General features: G+C 70.7%; 17 protein-coding genes. 5 read left to right on the top strand and 12 right to left on the bottom strand.

Annotated elements, in window-relative coordinates:
• The first annotated feature begins 268 nt into the window (after positions 1 to 268).
• Positions 269 to 1,591, top strand: coding sequence for a hypothetical protein (locus ACTOQ3_RS17225; RefSeq protein WP_440084387.1), 1,323 nt, complete (start codon positions 269 to 271; stop codon positions 1,589 to 1,591).
• A 174-nt stretch (positions 1,592 to 1,765) separates the two neighbouring features.
• Here ACTOQ3_RS17225 and gdhA read toward each other — a convergent pair whose 3' ends face one another.
• The gene (gene gdhA, locus ACTOQ3_RS17220; RefSeq protein ID WP_440084386.1) at positions 1,766 to 3,109 is read right to left on the bottom strand and encodes an NADP-specific glutamate dehydrogenase; all 1,344 of its coding nucleotides are present in this window, start codon (positions 3,107 to 3,109) and stop codon (positions 1,766 to 1,768) included.
• Positions 3,110 to 3,314: 205 nt separating this feature from the next.
• Here gdhA and ACTOQ3_RS17215 point away from each other — a divergent pair, with 205 nt between their 5' ends.
• A complete protein-coding gene (locus ACTOQ3_RS17215) occupies positions 3,315 to 4,019 on the top strand; it encodes a hypothetical protein (protein WP_440084385.1) in 705 nt (234 codons plus the stop codon).
• Here the strand turns inward: ACTOQ3_RS17215 and ACTOQ3_RS17210 are convergent.
• The 8 genes from ACTOQ3_RS17210 to ACTOQ3_RS17175 form a co-directional block, all read right to left on the bottom strand.
• Positions 3,959 to 4,621 (bottom strand): response regulator, encoded by a 663-nt coding sequence (locus ACTOQ3_RS17210; RefSeq protein WP_440084384.1) that lies wholly within the window; start codon positions 4,619 to 4,621, stop codon positions 3,959 to 3,961. The two genes, ACTOQ3_RS17215 and ACTOQ3_RS17210, sit on opposite strands and share 61 nt — an antisense overlap.
• A 186-nt stretch (positions 4,622 to 4,807) precedes the next feature.
• Entirely contained in the window at positions 4,808 to 6,391 is a 1,584-nt protein-coding gene (locus ACTOQ3_RS17205; RefSeq protein WP_440084383.1) for a serine/threonine-protein kinase, read from the bottom strand.
• A complete protein-coding gene (locus ACTOQ3_RS17200; protein WP_440084382.1) occupies positions 6,391 to 8,007 on the bottom strand; it encodes a hypothetical protein in 1,617 nt (538 codons plus the stop codon). Before ACTOQ3_RS17200 ends, ACTOQ3_RS17205 begins: the two co-directional genes overlap by 1 nt.
• A 281-nt stretch (positions 8,008 to 8,288) precedes the next feature.
• Positions 8,289 to 8,945, bottom strand: a complete 657-nt coding sequence (locus tag ACTOQ3_RS17195) for an adenosylcobinamide amidohydrolase (RefSeq protein ID WP_440084441.1) — start codon at positions 8,943 to 8,945, stop codon at positions 8,289 to 8,291.
• Positions 8,946 to 9,045: 100 nt separating this feature from the next.
• Complete coding sequence (locus ACTOQ3_RS17190) at positions 9,046 to 9,819, bottom strand: ABC transporter ATP-binding protein (protein WP_440084381.1); 774 nt, start codon at positions 9,817 to 9,819, stop codon at positions 9,046 to 9,048.
• 118 nt (positions 9,820 to 9,937) lie between these two features.
• Positions 9,938 to 11,143: a FecCD family ABC transporter permease gene (locus ACTOQ3_RS17185; protein WP_440084380.1), complete on the bottom strand. Its 1,206-nt coding sequence runs from the start codon at positions 11,141 to 11,143 to the stop codon at positions 9,938 to 9,940.
• A gap of 31 nt (positions 11,144 to 11,174) precedes the next feature.
• The gene (locus tag ACTOQ3_RS17180; protein ID WP_440084379.1) at positions 11,175 to 12,161 is read right to left on the bottom strand and encodes an ABC transporter substrate-binding protein; all 987 of its coding nucleotides are present in this window, start codon (positions 12,159 to 12,161) and stop codon (positions 11,175 to 11,177) included.
• A 289-nt stretch (positions 12,162 to 12,450) separates the two neighbouring features.
• A complete protein-coding gene (locus tag ACTOQ3_RS17175; protein ID WP_362676871.1) occupies positions 12,451 to 13,305 on the bottom strand; it encodes a Gfo/Idh/MocA family protein in 855 nt (284 codons plus the stop codon).
• 157 nt (positions 13,306 to 13,462) lie between these two features.
• Here ACTOQ3_RS17175 and ACTOQ3_RS17170 point away from each other — a divergent pair, with 157 nt between their 5' ends.
• Positions 13,463 to 14,044: a histidine phosphatase family protein gene (locus ACTOQ3_RS17170; RefSeq protein ID WP_440084378.1), complete on the top strand. Its 582-nt coding sequence runs from the start codon at positions 13,463 to 13,465 to the stop codon at positions 14,042 to 14,044.
• Positions 14,045 to 14,180: 136 nt separating this feature from the next.
• On the opposite strand, the gene ACTOQ3_RS17165 is transcribed toward ACTOQ3_RS17170, so the two are convergent.
• The 3 genes from ACTOQ3_RS17165 to ACTOQ3_RS17155 form a co-directional block, all read right to left on the bottom strand.
• Complete coding sequence (locus ACTOQ3_RS17165; RefSeq protein WP_350970701.1) at positions 14,181 to 14,384, bottom strand: hypothetical protein; 204 nt, start codon at positions 14,382 to 14,384, stop codon at positions 14,181 to 14,183.
• 177 nt (positions 14,385 to 14,561) lie between these two features.
• A complete protein-coding gene (locus tag ACTOQ3_RS17160; RefSeq protein WP_344749145.1) occupies positions 14,562 to 14,798 on the bottom strand; it encodes a DUF397 domain-containing protein in 237 nt (78 codons plus the stop codon).
• Positions 14,799 to 15,659, bottom strand: coding sequence for a helix-turn-helix domain-containing protein (locus tag ACTOQ3_RS17155; protein WP_440084440.1), 861 nt, complete (start codon positions 15,657 to 15,659; stop codon positions 14,799 to 14,801).
• Positions 15,660 to 15,975: 316 nt separating this feature from the next.
• Between ACTOQ3_RS17155 and ACTOQ3_RS17150 the strand changes: the two genes are divergently transcribed.
• A complete protein-coding gene (locus ACTOQ3_RS17150; protein ID WP_362836125.1) occupies positions 15,976 to 16,407 on the top strand; it encodes an ATP-binding protein in 432 nt (143 codons plus the stop codon).
• 397 nt (positions 16,408 to 16,804) lie between these two features.
• Positions 16,805 to 19,201, top strand: a complete 2,397-nt coding sequence (locus tag ACTOQ3_RS17145) for a helicase-associated domain-containing protein (RefSeq protein WP_440084377.1) — start codon at positions 16,805 to 16,807, stop codon at positions 19,199 to 19,201.

The following is a 19,201-nucleotide window of genomic DNA, read 5'->3' as shown; positions in this document are numbered from 1 at the left end:
GACGGGACCCGAACTCATACGAACTCCATTCCTGGCCGAGTTTCACGGCTCAGTGACAAGGATCACATTCAGAACCGGTGCGGCCAGTCAAATCATGCTCACCGGCATACCGCCGAAGATCACTCCTGAAGTGGTGCCCGGAATTCCAGGAAACCTGTCATGGGAATCCACGGGCTCACGGCACGGTAAAGTACTGGAGGAAAATCCTTTGTTAGCATGTCTCAAGAAATTGACGTCCGTGCTGGTCGCGGTGCTGTTTGTCCTCCTGATGACAGATACGGCACACGCCGACTTCAATCCCATCGGCACCGAACCCGATGTCCCCTACGTGCAACCGGCGGACGCGGGCATTCCCAAGCGAGGCTGCGCCACCACACTGTCCGACCCCAAGAACGCCGCGGGAAGTGTCCCGGCGGTCCAGGTGATCTATGCCTGGCACGAGGAGTCCGGGAACCGCTACGACGACTTCGTCGAGAAGATCGCCAAGATCGTCGACCGGGTGGACTGGTCGCTGGACATGTCCACGAACTACGACCAGCATGTCAACCTGAGCTGCCGGACCGGCTACGACACCGGCGGCTACGCGGGCTACGCACGCGCCCTCGTGGTACCGGAGAAGATCGAGAACGGGGTGATCGGCGGCGAGACCGCCGCGGACGTCGTCGAGGACGATCTGGAGGCGGCGGGTTACGACCACACCAACCGTACCTACATGGTGTTCGAGGACTTCGACGGGACGGCGCAGGCCTTCTGCGAAATCCTCTGCGTCGCGGCGACCGACGAGTGGGACAGCGCGACCATGCTGCACGAGTTCATCCACCTGTTCGACGTCGACCACGCCAAGGTCACCGAGACGGTCCTCCATGAGGACGCCGACGTCATGTCCACCCAGTGGCACACCTGGCAGGTGGACCAGGAGTTCAACAACTACTACGACCCTAGCGAGACCACGGCCACGTTCTACACGAGCGCCTATCCGCACCCTCGCAAGGCCAACCTCGCCACCTGGTCGATGCTCACCCCGCCGGTCTGCTGCGACGTGGGGTACAGCAACGACCTGCTGACCGCGCAGGAACGCACGATCGAGGCGGACGCGCCCTACGGGTACCCCACGGGCTTCACCGTCTCCGGCGGCGGATGGCTGCAGGTCACCCCGCCTGGAACGGACAACCAGGTGTCGGCCCGCTACTACGACGGCCGGCGGTCCCTGACCGTGAACGTCCAGCCGTGGGCCGAGGGGATCCTGTCGGTCACTCGCAGGCCCCAGGTGACGCCGGGGCAACGGTACAAGTTCTTCGTCCGGCTGACGACCGCCACCTTCGGCGACGTCAAGCTGCGGCTCTCCTGGTACAACGCGTCGAACGCGCTGATCTCGAACAGTGACGGCTCGCTCCACGCCCTGACCTCTGATTGGGCGGAGCACGACGTCTCGGCGATCGCACCGGCCGGCGCGGCCACCGTGCAGCTGTCGGTGGTGAGCCCGAACGGCCAGTCCTTCGTCTACGTGGCGGACAGTCTCCAGCTCAACCGTTGTGACAACACGCGGACCACCGACGGATGCCGGCTGGACAGCGGCCTGCCCACCCCCTGACAAGGGCCACGGCGTTGATTCGCTCTCCCGGCGCCGTGGCTGTTCTGCGCGATCTCCGGCCCGCCGGTCCCGCTGATCGGGTCCGGCGGGCCGGGTTCGCGCTCCGGGCGGCACCGCTCGTCGCCGTCCTCTCCTCCGCCGGCTCGACGGTGACCGGGTACGGGCGCCTCAGCCTCAGATCAGGCCGAGGGCGAGCATCGCGTCGGCGACGCGCTTGAAGCCGTCGATGTTGGCACCGGCCACGTAGTTGCCCGGCATGCCGTACTCGGCGGCGCTCTGCAGGCAGCGGCCGTGGATGTCCTTCATGATCTCCTGAAGGCGGTGCTCGGAGAACTCGAAGGTCCAGGAGTCGCGGCTGGCGTTCTGCTGCATCTCCAGCGCGCTGGTGGCCACGCCGCCCGCGTTGGCGGCCTTGCCCGGGCCGAAGGCGACACCCGCCTCCTGGAAGATCCGGATGCCCTCCGGCGTGGTGGGCATGTTGGCGCCCTCGCCGACCGCGACACACCCGCCGCGCACCAGGGATTCGGCGTCCCTGCCGGTGATCTCGTTCTGGGTGGCCGACGGCATCGCCACCTCGCACGGCACCTCCCAGATGCTCCGCCCCGGCACGAAGGACACGACGCCGCCGCGGCGCTCGGCGTAGACGTCCATCCGCAGGCGCTCGACCTGCTTGACCTGCTTGAGCAGGTCGAGGTCGATGCCCTTCTCGTCGACGACGTACCCCGAGGAGTCGGAACAGGCGACCACGGTGCCACCGAGCTGCTGCATCTTCTCGATCGCGTAGACGGCGACGTTGCCCGAGCCGGAGACGACGACGCGCTTGCCCTCGAAGGAGGTGCCGCGCGCCTTCAGCATCTCGTCGACGAAGAACGCGCAGCCGTACCCGGTCGCCTCGGTGCGGACCTGGGCGCCGCCGTAGCCGATCCCCTTGCCGGTGATCACCGCGGACTCGTACCGGTTGGTGATGCGCTTGTACTGGCCGAACAGGTAGCCGATCTCGCGCTGGCCGACGCCGATGTCCCCGGCGGGGACGTCGGTGTACTCGCCGATGTGCCGGTAGAGCTCGGTCATGAAGCTCTGGCAGAAGCGCATGATCTCGCGCTGGGAGCGGCCCTTGGGGTCGAAGTCCGAGCCGCCCTTGCCCCCGCCGATCGGCAGGCCGGTCAGTCCGTTCTTGAAGATCTGCTCGAAGCCGAGGAACTTGACGATGCCCAGGTAGACCGAGGGATGGAAACGCAGTCCGCCCTTGTAGGGCCCGAGGGCGCTGTTGAACTCGACCCGGAAGCCGCGGTTGATGTGCACCTCGCCCTGGTCGTCCTCCCACGGCACCCGGAAGATGATCTGCCGCTCCGGCTCGCAGATTCGCTCGATGATCTTGGATTCGGCGTACTCGGGGTGCTTGCCGAGGACCGGCCCGATGCTCTCCAGAACCTCGCGGACGGCCTGGTGGAACTCGGCCTCCCCCGGGTTGCGGCGCAGGACGCTGTCGTAGATCGAATTCAGTTTCTCGTGCAACATCACGCGTCTTTCCGGTCGTGGGTTCACGAACTGCGATCCGGGCCTTCGAGGCGCGCAACTCACATCCTTGATCGACCCATGATGAGACCTTCTTACCCCAGCAGGGGGATCCCAGATCAACCCCGCGGTTGACGACGCCGCGGGTGCCCCACCCCTACCTTCCTGGCTGACAGGCCGTCACAGTCCCGCACAGGCAGGGAGAACCATGTTCAAGGACTCAGCCGACTTCCGGCGCGTCGCCTCCGGCGTGTTGCTGATCGCCGCCCCGCTGCTCCAGCTCGTCGCCCTCCTCGTCGACCCCGGAACCTGGGGCGACGAGCGCGAGGCGGTCAGCTACGGCGCCGACCCCGTGCTGTCCCAGGTGCAGTCGGTGCTCTACCACTGGTCCTACCTGCTGGCGGGCCTGTCGGTCTTCGGCCTGCTGCACGTGATGCGCCGCCGCGCCGTGGTCTTCGGGCACCTCGCGGGCACCCTGACCATCCTCGGCTACGTCAACGGGTCGGCCCTGCTGATGACCGACCCGGTGGAGTGGTGGCTCGGGCGGCACCACACCCCCGCGGAGAGCCAGAGGATCCTCGGCGAGATGCTGGACCTGCCCGGCGTCGTCTTCGGCTTCCAGATGCCGTGGCTGTTCTTCGCGATCTTCGGCCTGCCGGTCCTGCTGATCGGGGTCTGGCGGGCCGGGTTCGCGCACTGGGCGGTGCCGCTCGTCGCCGTACTGTCCTCCGCAGGCTCGATGGTGACCGAGTACGGGCCCGTGACGGTGCCGTTCTGGGCCGCGACGGCGGGCGCGGTCGGCTGGGTCGGGGTGAGGATGCTCCGGATGAGCCGCGAGGAGTGGATCTCGTACTACCCGACGGCCGCTCCCGGCCGGACCACACCCGACTCGTACGCGAACACCACCGCCTGAGCCCGGTCGCGCAGGTGGAGCTTCATCAGCACCCGCGCCACGTGGGTCTTGACCGTGGCCTCACCGACGAAGAGCTTTCCGGCGATCTCGGCGTTGGTCAGGCCGCGCGCCAGGGAGCGCAGCACCTCCAGCTCGCGCGGGGTGAGGTCGGCCAGCTGCGGCGGGGGCGCGGGGTCGTGGCGTCCGGCGAAGGAGGCGATGACGCGGGTGGTGACGGCCGGGTCGAGCAGGGCGTCCCCGGCCACGACGACCCGGATGGCCTCCACGAGCTGCTCGGGCGGCGAGACCTTGAGCAGGAACCCGCTGGTCCCGGCGCGGAGCGCGGCGTAGAGGTTCTCGTCGGTGTCGAAGGTCGTCAGCATCACGACCTTCGGCGGGTCGGGCCGGCCCAGCAGCTGCCTGGCGGCGGTGAGGCCGTCCATCCGCGGCATCGAGATGTCCATCAGCACGACGTCGGGCCTGGTGCGGCGGACCACGGCGAGGGCCTCGACCCCGTCGGGGGCCTCACCGACCACCTCCAGCCCTGGCTCGCTCTCCACGACGAGTTTCAGCCCGGCGCGGACCATCGCCTGGTCGTCGGCGATCACGACGCGGATGTTCACTGCTCCTCCTTGTCAGGCGGCTGGACACCTCGTTCCGGGGTCGGGCGACCGGCGACCGGCACCCGCGGGGGCCGGGGAAGGGGGAAGGAGAACCGCCATGCGGGGAGACTAAAGCCCGGTGACCGTCTTGCCCATAGGACAAAACGCCCGGACAAGCCGCTCACAAGTGGGACACAAGTCAGCGGGTCAGGACGCCGGGAACGAGACACTCCGCACGAACCGGTTGGCGACCGCGTTGTCACACCTGCCGGAGGAGCAGAAGTAGATCAGGAGAGCGGGCTCGTCCTGCCGTTCGACGACCCAGCCGGTGAACTCGAGCTGGCCGCCGCGCTGCGGGTCGGCGATCGTCCCCTGCAGGCGCGAGGCGTTTCGCCCGCCCACGCTCACCTGGACGACCTGGGAGAAGACGCTGACCGTCCCGGGAAGCGAGGACTGCAGCGTCTCCTGCAGCTGCTTGGCGCCGCTGAGCGGGTCGAGGGTGTCGAGCGTCTGCGCGTAGAAGCCGGTGGCGTCCTGGGGGGCGTCCTTGATGATCTCGTTCGCCGCGGCCCAGTCGGCGGTGACGGGCGTGGCGAACAGCGCGCGGAACTGCTCCACCTTCGGCGAGACCGCCACGAACACGTCGGCGTGCGGCTCGAGGGTCCAGGTCCCGGGGTACTGGAAGGCGACCGGCACCGCGGACGAGCCCTCGTACGCCACCCAGGTGTCGTCGCCGCGCAGGAACGTCGCGAGCACCGCCACCAGCGCGACGATCGCCGTGATCGCCACGGCCGCGCCGATGAGGATGCCCTTCCCCCCGGCCGCGGACTTCTTCTTCGGCGCCTTCCGCGTGCCGGACGCCTCGGTCGTCTCGGACGTCCTGGACGCCGCCGGTGCCGTCGGGGCGTAGGGAGCCTGCACGAGCTGGTACGGCTGGCCGCCGCCGCTGATCGCGTCGCGCAGGTCGGCGATGAACTGGCCGCAGGTGTCGTAGCGCTGCTCGGGCGACTTGGCCAGGGCCCGCATCATGACGCCGTCGACCTCGAGCGGCAGCTCGGGACGGAGCGTGGTGAGCGGCGTGGGGGTCTCGGCGAGATGCGCCCAGAGCAGGGCGATCTCGTTGTCACGCTGGAAGGGCAGCCGCCCGGACAGCGCCTCGTAGACCACGCAGGCCAGGCCGTACTGGTCGCAGCGGCCGTCGATGTGCTCCTTGTTGATCTGCTCGGGCGACATGTATCGGGGGGTGCCGATGAACTGGTTGGTCTGGGTCAGCCCGGAGATCGAGGTGCGGTGCTTGGTGATGCCGAAGTCGGTGAGATAGGCGTGGTCGCCCTCGGTGTGGGCGGCGATCAGGATGTTGGCGGGCTTGACGTCGCGGTGGACCAGGTCGTGGGCGTGCGCGGTGTCGAGCGCGGCGGCCACCTGGGCGAAGATCCGGCTGACCTGGCTGACCGGCATCGGCCCCCGGTCGTAGAAGAGTTTGCGCAGGTCGGGGCCGTCGACGTAACGCATCGCGATGTAGAGGGTGCCGTCGTCGGCGCTGTCGGCCTCGTAGATGGGGATGATGTTGGGGTGGTCGATGCTCGCGACCGTGCGCGACTCCAGCACGAAGCGCTGGCGGAACCGGTCGTCCTCGCCGAGAAGCGGATTGAGGATCTTCAGTGCCACCCGGCGGTTGAGCCTGGGGTCGATCGCGAGATAGACGACGGCCATGCCGCCCTTGCCGATGATGTCCTCGATCTGGTAGCCGGCCACTTCCCGGCCGATCAGCGCCCTGTCGTTCACGGACATCACGTCTTGGTCGGCTGGCCGCAGTAGGCGCAGAAGCTGTGGGCGGGGCCCAGCCGCATCCCGCAGCCCGTGCAGTATCTCTGCACCACCGTGTCGCCGGGTTTCGTTCCCGGCCCCGTGGCGGCACCCGGCCCCGTGTTGTGGCCGGGAGCCGTGTTGTGGCCCGGATCGCGTGCCACCAGCACCGGCTGGCCGGGCGTGGAGGAGATCTTGGGCAGCGCCGGGAAGGAGCGGCCGACGACGACCGTGGAGTCGGCCTGCTCGTCGAAGGCCGGTCGCGGCGGTGTCGGTATCGGTATCGGTGGCGAGGTCGGGACCGGGGGCCGGGTCTCCGCGGTCGGACCCGGCTCGGGCTCGGGGTCGGGGTCCTGCGACCCGCGACGCCAGAGCAGGATCGCGGTGGTCAGCACGGCCAGCACCAGCAGGCCGCCGCCGACGAGGAACGGCCACAGGGGCGGGCCCCCCCGGGGCAGGTCGGTGGAGGCGGCCGCCCTCTTGGTGCCCTCGTCCTCGGCGGTGCCGCGCTTGGCCTGCGACGTCTTCAGGTGCGCGGCCGCCACGGTGTGGCCCGGGTAGAGCTCGAGCACGCGCTGGAAGGCGGGGACGGCGTCGCCGTAGTAGTGGGTGTGGAAGCGGGTCAGCGCCTGCTCGAAGGCGGCGTCGATCGGACCTCTGGCGGGCGCGACGTCCGCCTCGGCCAGGGCCTTGGTGACCTCGCGGACGCCGATCATCCGGGCGTCCTTGCCGCCGCCGAGCAGCAGGCCGACGACCTCACCCTTCTTGTCCTCGATCACCGGGCCGCCGAGCAGGCCCTTGTCGACCAGGGCGCCCAGCTTCTCCGGCTCGTTGACCTTGTTCTCCGGGTCCTTGAACTCCCGGCCGCCCTCTCCGGCGCCGCCCGCCCGCAGGTGGGCGATGTCGACGGTCTCCGGCAGGTTCGCGGCGGGCCGCCCGGTGAATCCCGCGACCGCCACCGGCGACCCCTCCTTGGCGGGCACCGCGCCGGCGAGCGGGGCGGTGGGCAGGCCCGCGCTCCCGTCGGCGCGGCCGACGGGCCTCAGCACCGCGGGGCTGTCGGGCCTGTCGCCGGTACGGACGATCTCGGCCTTGAACCCCTCCTTGTCGGCGGAGGAGATGTTGGGGAAGACCGTGATCTCGGTGGTGACGTCGATGATGCAGGTGGCGGTGGGCTGCTTGGGCGGGTAACACTCCTGCAGGTGGTGGTTGAGCCGGTCGTCCTTGAGCTTGTGCCGCTCGAAGTCCTCGGGGATCTTGACCTTGTGGTGCGCGGCGAAGATCTTGTTGGCGGCGTAGACCCGGACGTCGCGGTCGCTCTTGACCACCCGGGTGAGGGTGACCATGCCACCGTCGGGGTTGATCACGGTGCCGGTGCCGCTGCCGATCGGCACCTCGTAGGAACGCTCCACGTGAACCAGCTCGCCGATGTGGTCGAGCAACGTGATGTCGACCTTCGCCGTCGCCTCGATCCTGACCACCGCGGGGGTCACCAGGTCGGTGATTCCACTGGGGTGCTCGTGAGCCAGGGCGGGAGTCACCCCGGCGATCGCCAAGGAGAGCCCTCCGAACACCACCAGCGCCGAACCGAACCGCCGCATCGCCACTCCCTACAGGGGATAGGACCAGGGTCGCAAACGAGGGTGAATAAGTGAACCGTCCAGCCCCGAGGGCTTGACTTTCTTTTCCGCCATCACCAGTGAAAGGCCATGAGCAGGGCATCGCCACCCCGTCTTGACCATCCCGTTTTACGCCTATCGTCACGCCCACGCCCCGTCGCGGACAGTTACGCAAAGTCTAATCCTGAGCGGACCCCCGGCGCGACAACGTATACCGTACGAAGATCGGTCCGCTGGAAAAACCCGTCCCCTCGGCTGAGAGGTCAGGCGGTCGGCACATCACGGTTCGCCCATCGGTGGGCGCCCTGGAGGACGGCGGTGTGCACGGCGCGGGCGATGCGGGCGCCCCAGGTGGAGCGGGGGCCGCCGAAGAGTTCCTCGGGGCCTCCGGGAACACGCTCGGGGGCGGCCACGCAGACGGCGTCGGAGGCGGTGCCGGTGCAGGGGAAACCGGCCTCCAGCAGTGCCTGGGTCTTGGCCTCGGTCACCGTCATGACCGCGTTGACCAGGGCGGCGTCGCTCATGGCGACCGGTACGGCGACCGCGATGTTGACCGTTCCCGGCAGGAACATGGGGGCCAGCTCGGGGTCGGCGGCGCCTTCCGGGGCGGCGGCCCAGGTGGGGACGCGCAGGCCGACGGTCGCCACGGCCTCCGCTCCCCCGTCGCGGGCCCGGGTGAAGTGGTCGACCGACGCCGCGGTGAGCATGCCGACCCCCGGACCCTGCGGGGCCAGCTCCAGCAGGTGGTCCACCGGGTCCATCCGTGAGTATCCGGCGACCACCTGCGCGTTGAGCATCCAGGCGGCCGGGCCGATGCCGCCGCCGACCATGGCCGAGGAGATCGCCCGCCAGCCGGGGCCGAACTCCCACAGCAGCGCGGCCAGCCGGGCGCCGTCCTCGTCGCGGTGGCTCAGCCTCAGGGACGCTCCGTGTGGCCCCCGGTGTGGCCGGCTCCGCTCGTCGACGTCCGGGCGGACCTCGAACCCGCTCACGAACGCCTCCGGCGCGTCACGGTCCCGCTCAAGGGCGCTCCAGGTGGACCTCGGGCCTGCCGCCGGGACCGGCCGCGACGCGGACGCGGGCGTCGAAGTGCTCACCGATCAGCTCCCCGGTGAGCACCTCGGCCGGGGTGCCGGAGGCGGCCACCCGGCCGCCCGAGAGCAGCATCATCGAGTCGGCGTACTGACCCGCGAGGCTCAGGTCGTGCAGGGTCGTGACGACGGTCAGCCCGTCGGCCAGCCGGAGCCGGTCCACGAGTTCCAGCACCTGCTGCTGGTGGCCGAGGTCGAGGGCCGTGGTGGGCTCGTCGAGCAGGAGCACCGGGGCCTGCTGGGCCAGCGCCCTGGCGAGCACGACGCGCTGGCGCTCGCCGCCGGACAGGTGGGCGAGCGGCCGCGCGGCGAGGGAGGACAGGTCCAGCCGCTCCAGCACCGACCCGGTCACCTCGCGGTCGTGGCGGCTCTCGCGGCCCAGATAGGGGATGTACGGGGTGCGGCCGAGCAGGGCGTAGTCGAACACGGTCATGTCGGCCGGCAGCGCCGGGGACTGCGGGGCGCAGGCCAGCAGCCTGGCTCGCTCCCTGGGCTTGAGACTCCTGAGCGGCACGTCGTCGACGAGCACCTCGCCCTCGAAGGGCAGCACTCCCGCCAGGGCGCGCAGCAGCGTGGACTTGCCCGCGCCGTTGGCGCCGATGACGGCGAGCCAGTCGCCGTCCCGTACGTCGAGGCCGACGCCGGACAGCACCGCGCGCCGGTCCAGCACGACCGACAGGTCCCTCACCACGAGGTGGCTCACCGGTCTCCCCTCCCCTTCTCCACTTCACGCGGCTTCTCCTCGCGCGGCGCGCGGGTCCCGGTGGCGCGCGCACCGTACGGGCGGGCCGGCGCCCTCCCCGCGCCGCTCGCGCGCGGCGTCACGTCTCCACCCGGCGGGTCACCCGCAGCACGGCCACGAAGAACGGCGCGCCGACGAAGGCGGTCACCACCCCGATGGGCAGCTCGGCGGGGGCGAGCACGGTCCTGGCGACCAGGTCGGCGAGGATCAGGAAGGCGGCCCCGCCGATCAGCGAGATCGGCAGCACGATCCGGTACGACGCCCCGGCCAGGCGGCGGACCACGTGCGGCACGACGAGGCCGACGAAGCCGATCAGCCCGCTGACCGCGACGGCCGCCGCGGTGGCCAGCGAGGCGGCGAGCAGGACGACGAGGCGGACGCGGGCGGCGTTCAGGCCGAGGGTGACCGCCTCGTCGTCGCCGACCGAGAGCACGTCGAGGAGCCTGCCGTGCAGCAGCATGACCACCACCGAGACGGCGGCGTACGGGGCGACGAGCGTGACCTGGGCCCAGCCTCCGCCGACGTCGCCGAGGATCCAGGCGTAGATGCGCTGGAGTTCCTCCACCCTGAGCTGCTGCAGGAACGTCTGGATCGCGGTGAGGAAGGACGTGACCGCGACGCCCGCGAGGACCAGCGTGGCGGTGCCGCCGCCCCGGCCCGCCGCGCTGCCCAGCGCGTAGGCGAGCAGCACGCCGCCGACGGCCCCGGCGAAGGCCGCGGCGGGAATGCCGATCGCCTCGATGTCGCCGCCGGTGAAGACGATCGCCGCCGTGGTCGTCAGACCCGCGCCCGCGGCGGCTCCCAGGAGGTAGGGATCCGCGAGCGGGTTGCGGAAGACGCCCTGGTAACCGGCTCCGGCGACGGCCAGCAGACCGCCGACGATCGCGGCGAGCAGGACCCGGGGCAGCCGCAGCTCGGTCAGCAGGCCCAGCTCGACCGGGGCCAGCCCCGAGTCCACCGAGACGAACGGCAGCCAGTCGAGCAACTGGAGCGCCACGCCGCGCGGCGCGATGCCCGCCGCGCCGACCAGCAGCCCGGCGAACATGCTCGCCAGGAGCACGACCACGGCCGAGAGCGTCACCAGCGGGCTCAGCCGTGCCGCCTGCCTGCCCTGGCCACCGGCCTCCCAGACCGCACCGGTACCGGTGTCCGTGCCGGTGCCGGTGCCGGTGTCCGTGCCGGTGCCGGTGTCCGTGCCGGGGGACGACGACCCGGAGGCCGCGTCGCCGGGACCCACCGGGTGCCCGGGACGGATGTCTCGTCCTTCGGGGCGGGGAGAGAGCATTTCTCGTTTCTTCTTGTCTTCTTGACGCCGGTCAGCCTGCCGCCACCTTCTGGACGGAGTCGCCGATCTGCCTGGCGAGGTCGATGACGCGCGGCCCCCAGCGGGAGGCGACGTCGTCGTCGAGGAGGACGACCCGGTCGTTCTTGACGGCGGAGAGCTTGGACCAGCCGGGACGCTTGGCGAGGGTGTCCCTGGACTGGCCGCAGCACTTGGTGTCGGCCAGGAAGACGAGGTCGGGGTCGGCCTTGGCGACGAACTCGGCGGAGAGCTTGGGGTAGCCGCCGGCCGCGTCGGGAGCCTCGTCGGCGATGTTGGTCATGCCGAACAGCCCGTAGATCTGTCCGATGAAGGTGGTGGAGGTGGCCGAATAGGGAGTGGTGTCCAGCTCGTGATAGTAGGTGAGCTTCGCGTCCTTCGGCGCGGCGGCGGTGATCTCGTCGAGCTGTTTCCTCATCCCGGCGACGAGCTCCGCGGCCCTGTCGCCGTTGCCGGTGGCGGCGCCGAGGTCGGTGATCTGGTCGTAGGCCTCGTCGAGCTTGGTGGCGGTGGGCTCCAGCAGCACGGGGACGCCGACCTTGCCCAGCGCGGCCACGACGCTGTCGGCGTCGTTGGCGACCACGACCAGGTCGGGCTTCCTGGCGATGATCGCCTCCACGTTCGGCTTGAAACCGGACAGGTCGCTCTTCGGCGCCTCCGCGGGATGGTTGGACTGGTCGTCCACCGCCACGACCTGCGGTCCGGCGCCGATCGCGAACAGGCTCTCGGTGGCGGTGGGCGAGAGCGAGACGATCCGCTCCGGCCTCCTGGCGACGGCGACGGGGCCGTTACCCGCCTCGACGGTGACGGGGAATCCCGCCGCCGAGGGGGTGGCCGCCGCGCTCGCGGAGGTGGCGGGGGGCGAGGCGGAGGTGCTCTGGCCGCATCCGGCGAGGGTCAGCGCGGCGAGCAGGGCACCGGCGAGGGCGGCGGGGGCAGCGGGGGCAGTAAGGGCAGCGAGGGCGCTGCGTACGGGCCTCACACGAGGTCCTTTCAGTTGCCGGAACCGAGGGACCCAAAGGAGACGGGTCACCCTTTTCCACGAGGGTCGTCGTCGACGCGGCGGAGGCGACCTGGCTCGACCCCCGAGGGGCCATGACAGTTGCGGGACAGCGCCGGGCTCACACCGGACTTCGCTCACGCTGCGCGTCAGACGAACGGTATCAATCCCCTCGGAGGTCCCCCCAGGGTCCCCGGGGTCAGGGGGTTCTCGGCCCGGGTCCTGCGGCGAACCGTCCTCGGCCCGAGCCGCTCCTCAACCGAGCCGCTCCTCAGCCGAGCTGTTCCTCGGCGGCGGCGATGATCTCCTGCAGGCGCAGGCCGTGCGCGGCGTCCAGCGGATGGCCGCCACCGCGCCGTACGGTCAGCGCGAACTCGGCGAGCATGAGGGAGAAGACGTCGGAGCCCAGCCGGGTGCCGTCCAGGGACTCCCTGCCGAGACGCCCGTAGATCTCGACGTCGGAGGGCGGGTTCTCCCCCGGCACGCTCATGCACAGCGACGCCTCGCTGACCGCGCCGGTCTCGTGCTCCAGCAGCAGGCCGACCCAGCCCAGCGGGTTGCCGTGCGCCCGGACCCCGACGACCCTGCCGAGCGCCACGTCCAGCATGTCGATCATGTGCGGGCCGACGTCGAGGATCGCGCCGCGCTCCAGCCGCCAGGAGGTGGCGAAGGCTCCGCCGAGCATCGCCCCTGAGATGTTGGCCGCCCTCCCGCCGAACGGCTCGATGGCCGAGACCCTGGCCAGGAAGGCACGGGTGGCGGGCGAGTAACGCCAGGTGAGGACCATCTGCGAGGCCACGCCCGCCTCGGCGACCGCCTCGGCCAGCCGCCGGGCTCCGTCCAGGTCGGCGGCGAGCGGCTTCTCCAGCAGCAGCGCCTTGCCCGCCTTGGCGGCACGCACCCCCAGCTCGGCCTGGACCGCGGGCGGCACCGAGAACGCGACCGCCTCGCAGTTGTCGAAGAGTTCCTCGATCCGCTCGAAGACCGGGGCGCCGAACCTGGCCGCGGCCTCGGGACGACGGGCCCACACGCCCGCCAGACGCGTGTTCGGACCAGCCGCCAGCATCGGCGCGTGCACCATCTCGGCCCACGGTCCGGCGCCTACCAGACCCACAGATAACGTCACCGATCCAGTTTCGCACGCTCTCCCACCGTGATCGTGTGCCCCGGAGGGTGTTCCGCACCCAGCCGCCGGCGCGCCACCGACACGCCACCGCCAGGCCACCGATATGCCACCGGCGGGTCACCGGCGAGCCATTCGTACCGGCATGATGGGAACCACGATGAACCAGATGACTCTGTTGCGGCACGGCGAGACCGAGTGGAGCCGGGACGGCCGGCACACCGGGCTCACCGACCTGCCGCTGACCGCCAAGGGCGAGGACCAGGCGCGGGCGCTGGCCCCGCTGATCGCGGGCCGGACGTTCGACCTGGCCCTGGTGAGCCCGGCCAGGCGCGCGAGGGACACCGCCGAACTGGCCGGGATCGGCAACCCCGAGACCGAGCCCGACCTGTGGGAATGGGACTACGGCGGCTACGAGGGCGTCACCACCGCCACGATCCGCGAGAGCCGTCCCGGCTGGTACCTGTGGCGCGACGGTGTCGTCCCCGGCGACTCCGGCCATCCCGGCGAGAGCGCGGAGCAGGTCGGCGCCCGCGCCGACCGGGTGATCGCCCGCGCCAGGGCGGTGGAGGGGGACGTGGTCGTGGTCGCCCACGGGCACTACCTGCGGGTGCTGTGCGCCCGCTGGCTCGGACTGCCCCCGCGGGACGGGCGTCTCTTCCGTCTGGACACGGGGACCTACTCCCGGCTCGGCTTCGAGCACGGCGAGCCGGTGGTCCTCGCCTGGAACGCCCCCGTCTGACCCAGGAGGGGCCGGGGAACGACCGGAGCCGGGCAGGGCGCCGAGAGGAGAGCCCCGCGCCCCGGGCCCGTGGGAAGCCTCCCGGCCCTCGCGTCCCGGCCGGGCGCGATCACGCCGTACGGAGGGAAGATCTCGTTCAGGCGGCGAGCTCGACGGGCTGGGGGCCCCGGCCGGTCAGCCATTCGAGGACCTTGCGATGCCCGTGGCAGGCGTCCTCGAAGTGACCCCAACGCCAGTAACGCGGCTGGTCGCGCACTCCGGTGACCCATGTGCGGTAGGACACCGGAGTGGGCGTACCCTCCCCGGTCGCCGCCGAGGCGACGCCGTAAGTGCGGATCACGACGCGCCCGCCTGGTGCGAACAACACGTCGTCGGCAACCGGATACAAGGTCATCTGGTCGAGCACGGTTTGAGCCCCCAATCACTGTGATCTCAAACTCTTCCGTGCCGATCCACTCCCCCGGTTACGTCACAGGCGCGCCACGGTTAACCTGGCGGCCCTGATGTAAAAACGGTGTTACACCGTTAAACCGTCGAACTCCCCATCCTTCACCCCGAGCACCAGGGCGCGAATCTCATCTCGCGTGTAGATCAGGGCAGGCCCCTCGGGGAAACGCGAATTACGGACCGCGATGCTGCCATCCGACAGTTCGGCCAGTTCGACGCAGTTACCCGTCGAGTTGCTGTAGCGGCTCTTGCGCCAGCTGGCCCCGGCAAGGTCAGTGGCGGGCATGCCGTTGTAGGTCTGCTTCATTTACATCTCTCTGAGAAGGTCGCCGAGGATCTCGGCGGTGCCCCCGGGCGTGGTGCTTTCCACGCACAACTGCTCCATGGCCGTGAGATATGGATCGATATCCTCACGTTTATCCAGGTAGAGGGCACCCCAGAGCTGCTCGACATAGACGACGTCCGACAGGTCGGACTCGGGAAACCGCAAGATGCTGAACGCACCACCCTCGGCCGCGTGCATGCCGAATCGGAAGGGCATCACCTGAAGGGTGATGTTGGGGAGCGAGGACACTTCCAGCAGGTGCTGGAGTTGTTCACGCATGATCTCCTTGCCTCCGATGGGACGCCTCAGGGCCGCCTCGTCGATAACCGCCCACAACCGGGGGCCGTCTTTCTTCGTCAGGCGATCCTGCCGCTGCATGCGCATATGCACACGACGCTCGATCTCCGCCTCCGGCACGTCCGGGTAGCCCAGCCGGATCACGGTGTGCGCGTAGGCGGACGTCTGCAGCAGGCCGGGAATGAACTGCACCTCGTAGGTGCGGATCATGTTCGTCGCCTCCTCCAGCCCCACGTAGGTGGTGAACCAGTGCGGCAACAGGTCGCCGTACTTGTGCCACCAGCCCGGGGTGTTCGCCTCGCGGACCATCTCCAGCAGGCCGCGCCGTTCTGCGTCGTCGAGCACGCCGTACAGGGTGAGCAGGTCTTCCACGTCACGTGTCTTGAAACCGACGCGGCCGAGTTCCATGCGGCTGATCTTGGACTCGGAGGCGCGGATGTGAAATCCCGCGGCCTCACGGGAGAGTCCCTTCTCCTCACGCAGCCGGCGCAGGCTCGCTCCGAGCATGATGCGCCGGACAGTGGAACCGGTACCGGGCGGATCCATGGACACGTAGTGCTCCTCGCTCGCTTTCCTGATCGACAGTCTGTCACTTCGTGACCTAAGAATCCTCGGCCACGACCAAGATCCCCTTTCGTCCGTAATCACCTAATCATGGGTAACGGTAGCGGTTGCACAGACCTTATGCACGTGCATTCGCTCTTGCACCTGCACGGGAGTTTGCAGCATGATGACGGCTGTGCAGTCCGCCCAAACCGCGCCCCCCCGAGCGTCAACGTCATGGACGGCGCTCGACTGGTGGCCCCCCGCCGGCTGGTGGCCCGATTCCGCGCGCGATCTCCTCTCCGGATCCCCGGCAGCCATGGCCAGCGCCACCTTCGTGCTCCCGCCCCACGCCGAGTCCGTCCACTCCGCCCGCAGCTTCGCGACGGGCACCCTCACCGGATGGAGCCTCGGTGAGCTGAGCGAGAACATGGAGCTGGTGGTCTCGGAGCTCGCCACCAACGCCTTCAGACACGGCCTGAGACTGGCCGAGTCACGCGCCAGGGAGCCGATCCGACTCTCCCTGCTCCGGCGCGGCGGGCTGGTCGCCTGCACGCTCAACGACCCGGGAGCCGGCTTCCCCGCGCTCCGCGACCCCTCCCCCCTCGACATCGGCGGTCTCGGGCTGCACATCGTCGAGTCGCTGAGCCTCCGCTGGGGCTGGGCACCGCTGGCCCCGTACGGCAAGATCGTGTGGGCCGTCCTCAGAACGGGCCTTCCCGAGGAGCCCGGCCCCCTCGACCGCCCGTAGTCCCCGTCCGTAGTTCCCTCACCGCCCGCGGTCCCCTCCCCGGGCGATCCGCCGAACCGGCCCCCTTCCCCCGGCCGGCCCGCGGAACGCCCTCCGGCCCGCCCGTACCCCCGGGTCCCCGGGTCTTCCCAGGGCCCGGCGACCTCTCCCGCTTTTCCAGGACCTCCACCGAACCCCTTCCGGACGGCGCCGCCCCTTCCCCTTCAGAGGCGCCGATCGGTCCCGGGGCCGCCATCCCTCCCGCCTCGCGGCCCCGGGACCGATCAGAACCGGACGTAGAGCTCTATAACGCATCGCATTCTGCGCGGTAGATGCCGTCAGAGATGCCCTCTGCATTACCGTGGATGTTTATGGCTCACGGAGAGTCCCCGCGCGAGATTCCTGAGAGAGCTGCGAGATGGACGATCACCTGCTCGGCTGGTTGAAAACCCTCGACGAAGAACGGCTCGCCCGAGTTCTGGCCAACCGGCTGGACGCCATCGCCCCACCGTGGCCGCGCCGCCTGGACACCCTGGCGCAGCGGCTGGGCAACGGGTTCGCGGTGATGGAGGTCATGCGCGGGTTGCCGCTGCCCTCGCTGGAGGTGGCGCAGGCGTCACTCGCCCTCGGCGAGCAGGCCGGGCCGGAGACGGTCGCCCGGTTCATGGGCGTGCCCGAGGCCGAGGTGTCGCCCTGGCTCGACCTGCTGTTCGACCACGCGCTGGCGTGGCCGGACGGCGAGGGCCGCATCCGGGTGGCGGAGGGGGTCGCCCGGTGGTGGGCGGCGCCCTGCGGGCTCGGTGAGCCGCTCCCCCACTATCTGAACTCCTGGACGGTCAGCGCCGACGCGCTGCGCGGGCTGGCCAGGACACTCGGCCTTCCGCACGGCCCCAAGCGGCGCACGGTCACCAGGGTCACCGAGATCCTCTCCGACCCGGCGCGGGTGACCGCGCTGCTGGAGAGGGCCCCGGAGGGCGCGCGGCGGCTGCTGGACGAGTTCGCCTGGGACGGCCCGGTCCGCGACGTCGACGGCGGCAGGTTCGTGGTGCCCGGCGCCCCCGAGAAGTGGGCGGCCGACCACGGGCTGCTCTTCCGTCCCAGCTGGAACGTGGCCGAGATGCCCCGCGAGGTGGCGCTCGCGCTGCGCGGCCCCGACTACCACCCGTCCTTCACCCCCGTCCCGCCCGACCTCGCCACCATGCCCGTCGACCCCGAGGCCGTCGACCACCTGATGACGCTGGCCGCCCCGCACGTGGTGGAGCGCTGCGCCGCCATGCTGGAGAACACCGCGAAGTTCCCGCTGCCGCTGCTCAAGGCGGGCGGGGTCGGGGTGCGCGAGGTCCGGCGGGTGGCCAAGGACACCGGCTGCGACGAGGACGAGACCCGGCTGCTGCTCGAGGTCTGCGCGGTGGCCCGGCTGCTGGCCTGGGACGAGTCCGCCGGCGGGCTGGTGCCCACCGAGAAGTTCGACCGCTGGCGGCTGGACGACGCCGCCGCCAGGCTCAGGGTGCTGCTGTCGGCGTGGTGGCGGATGGAGCGCTCGTCGCTGCGGAAGGTCGACGGCAAGTACGGCACGGTGCTCGGCGACGATCCGGCCGGAGCCATGGTCGCCCGCGCCCGGCGGGCGCTGCTCGGCGTGCTGGCCCGGCTGCCCGCCAGCACGGCGTGCACCGACCGGGCGGGGCTGGTCAGGTCCGCGCACTGGCACGCCCCGCTGCTGGACCAGTCGCTGCTGGCCGAGTGCGCCCCCGCGGTACTGGAGGAGGCCCGCATGCTCGGGCTGGTCGCCCTCGACACGATCACCGACCTCGGCCGGGCGATGGCCGGACTGGACGCCTTCCCGGGCGACGAGATCGACGACTCGTCGCCCATCGTGGAGAACGACCCCGTGCTGGTCGAGTGCTCCACCAGGGCGCTGGCCAGCGTGCGGCGGAGCGCGCTCTTCGGTGCCGACCTCACCGCCGTGGTGACCGGCCCGCCCGCCGGGGAGCTCGCCGAGCTGCTCGACCGGGCCGCGGAACGCGAGTCACGGGGCGCGGCCTCGGTGTGGCGGTTCACCCCGGCCAGCGTGCGCCGGGCCATGGACTCCGGCTACACCGCCGAGGGCCTGCTGGCCGACCTCGCGGAGGTGGGCACGGTGCCGCAGCCCCTCGACTACCTGATACACGACGTGGCCAGGCGGCACGGCGAGGTCACGGTGACCACGGTCGCCTGCATCGTGCAGGCCTCCGACCCGGCACTGCTCGCCGAGATCGCCGGGCACCGGCGGCTGGGCAGGCTGGGCCTGCGGCTGCTCGCCCCGACCGTGCTGGCCAGCTCGGTGCCCGCCGACAAGACCCTGGCGGCGCTGCGGGAGAACGGCTACGCGCCGGTGCCGATCGAGGACACCGGTGAGATCACCATCCGCAGGGCCCGCGTCGAGGAACCGCAGAACGGGCGGCTGATCCTGCTTCCCGGGGGCCGGGTGGCCGAGTTCGAGCAGCCTTCGTACCCGCTGGTGGAACCACCTCCCGACCCGCACGAGCACGCCCAGCGCCTGCTCGTCGCCGAGGGCGAGGCCTCCCAGTCCGCCGGCAGGACGTGGGCGGTCATCGGCCGGATGGCCTCCCGACTGCCGACCGCCCAGCAGTCGCTGCTCGGCTTCGTCGTCGACCGCGGCGTACGGGCGGCGATCACGCTGACCGACGGTCTGACCGCCACCATCAGCCACGGCGAGCTGCGCAGCGGCGTGCTCGACGCGTGGTGCGAGGAGGCGGGCGACTACCTGGAGTTCCCGCTGGCCGACATCGTCGAGGTCCGCGGCACCTACGCCTGA

The sequence above is a fragment of the Streptosporangium sp. LJ11 genome (genome assembly GCF_051918945.1).
Lineage (GTDB): Bacteria > Actinomycetota > Actinomycetes > Streptosporangiales > Streptosporangiaceae > Streptosporangium.
The sequence above is the reverse complement of the archived record's forward strand: the minus strand, read 5'-3'. Positions and strand labels throughout refer to the sequence as shown.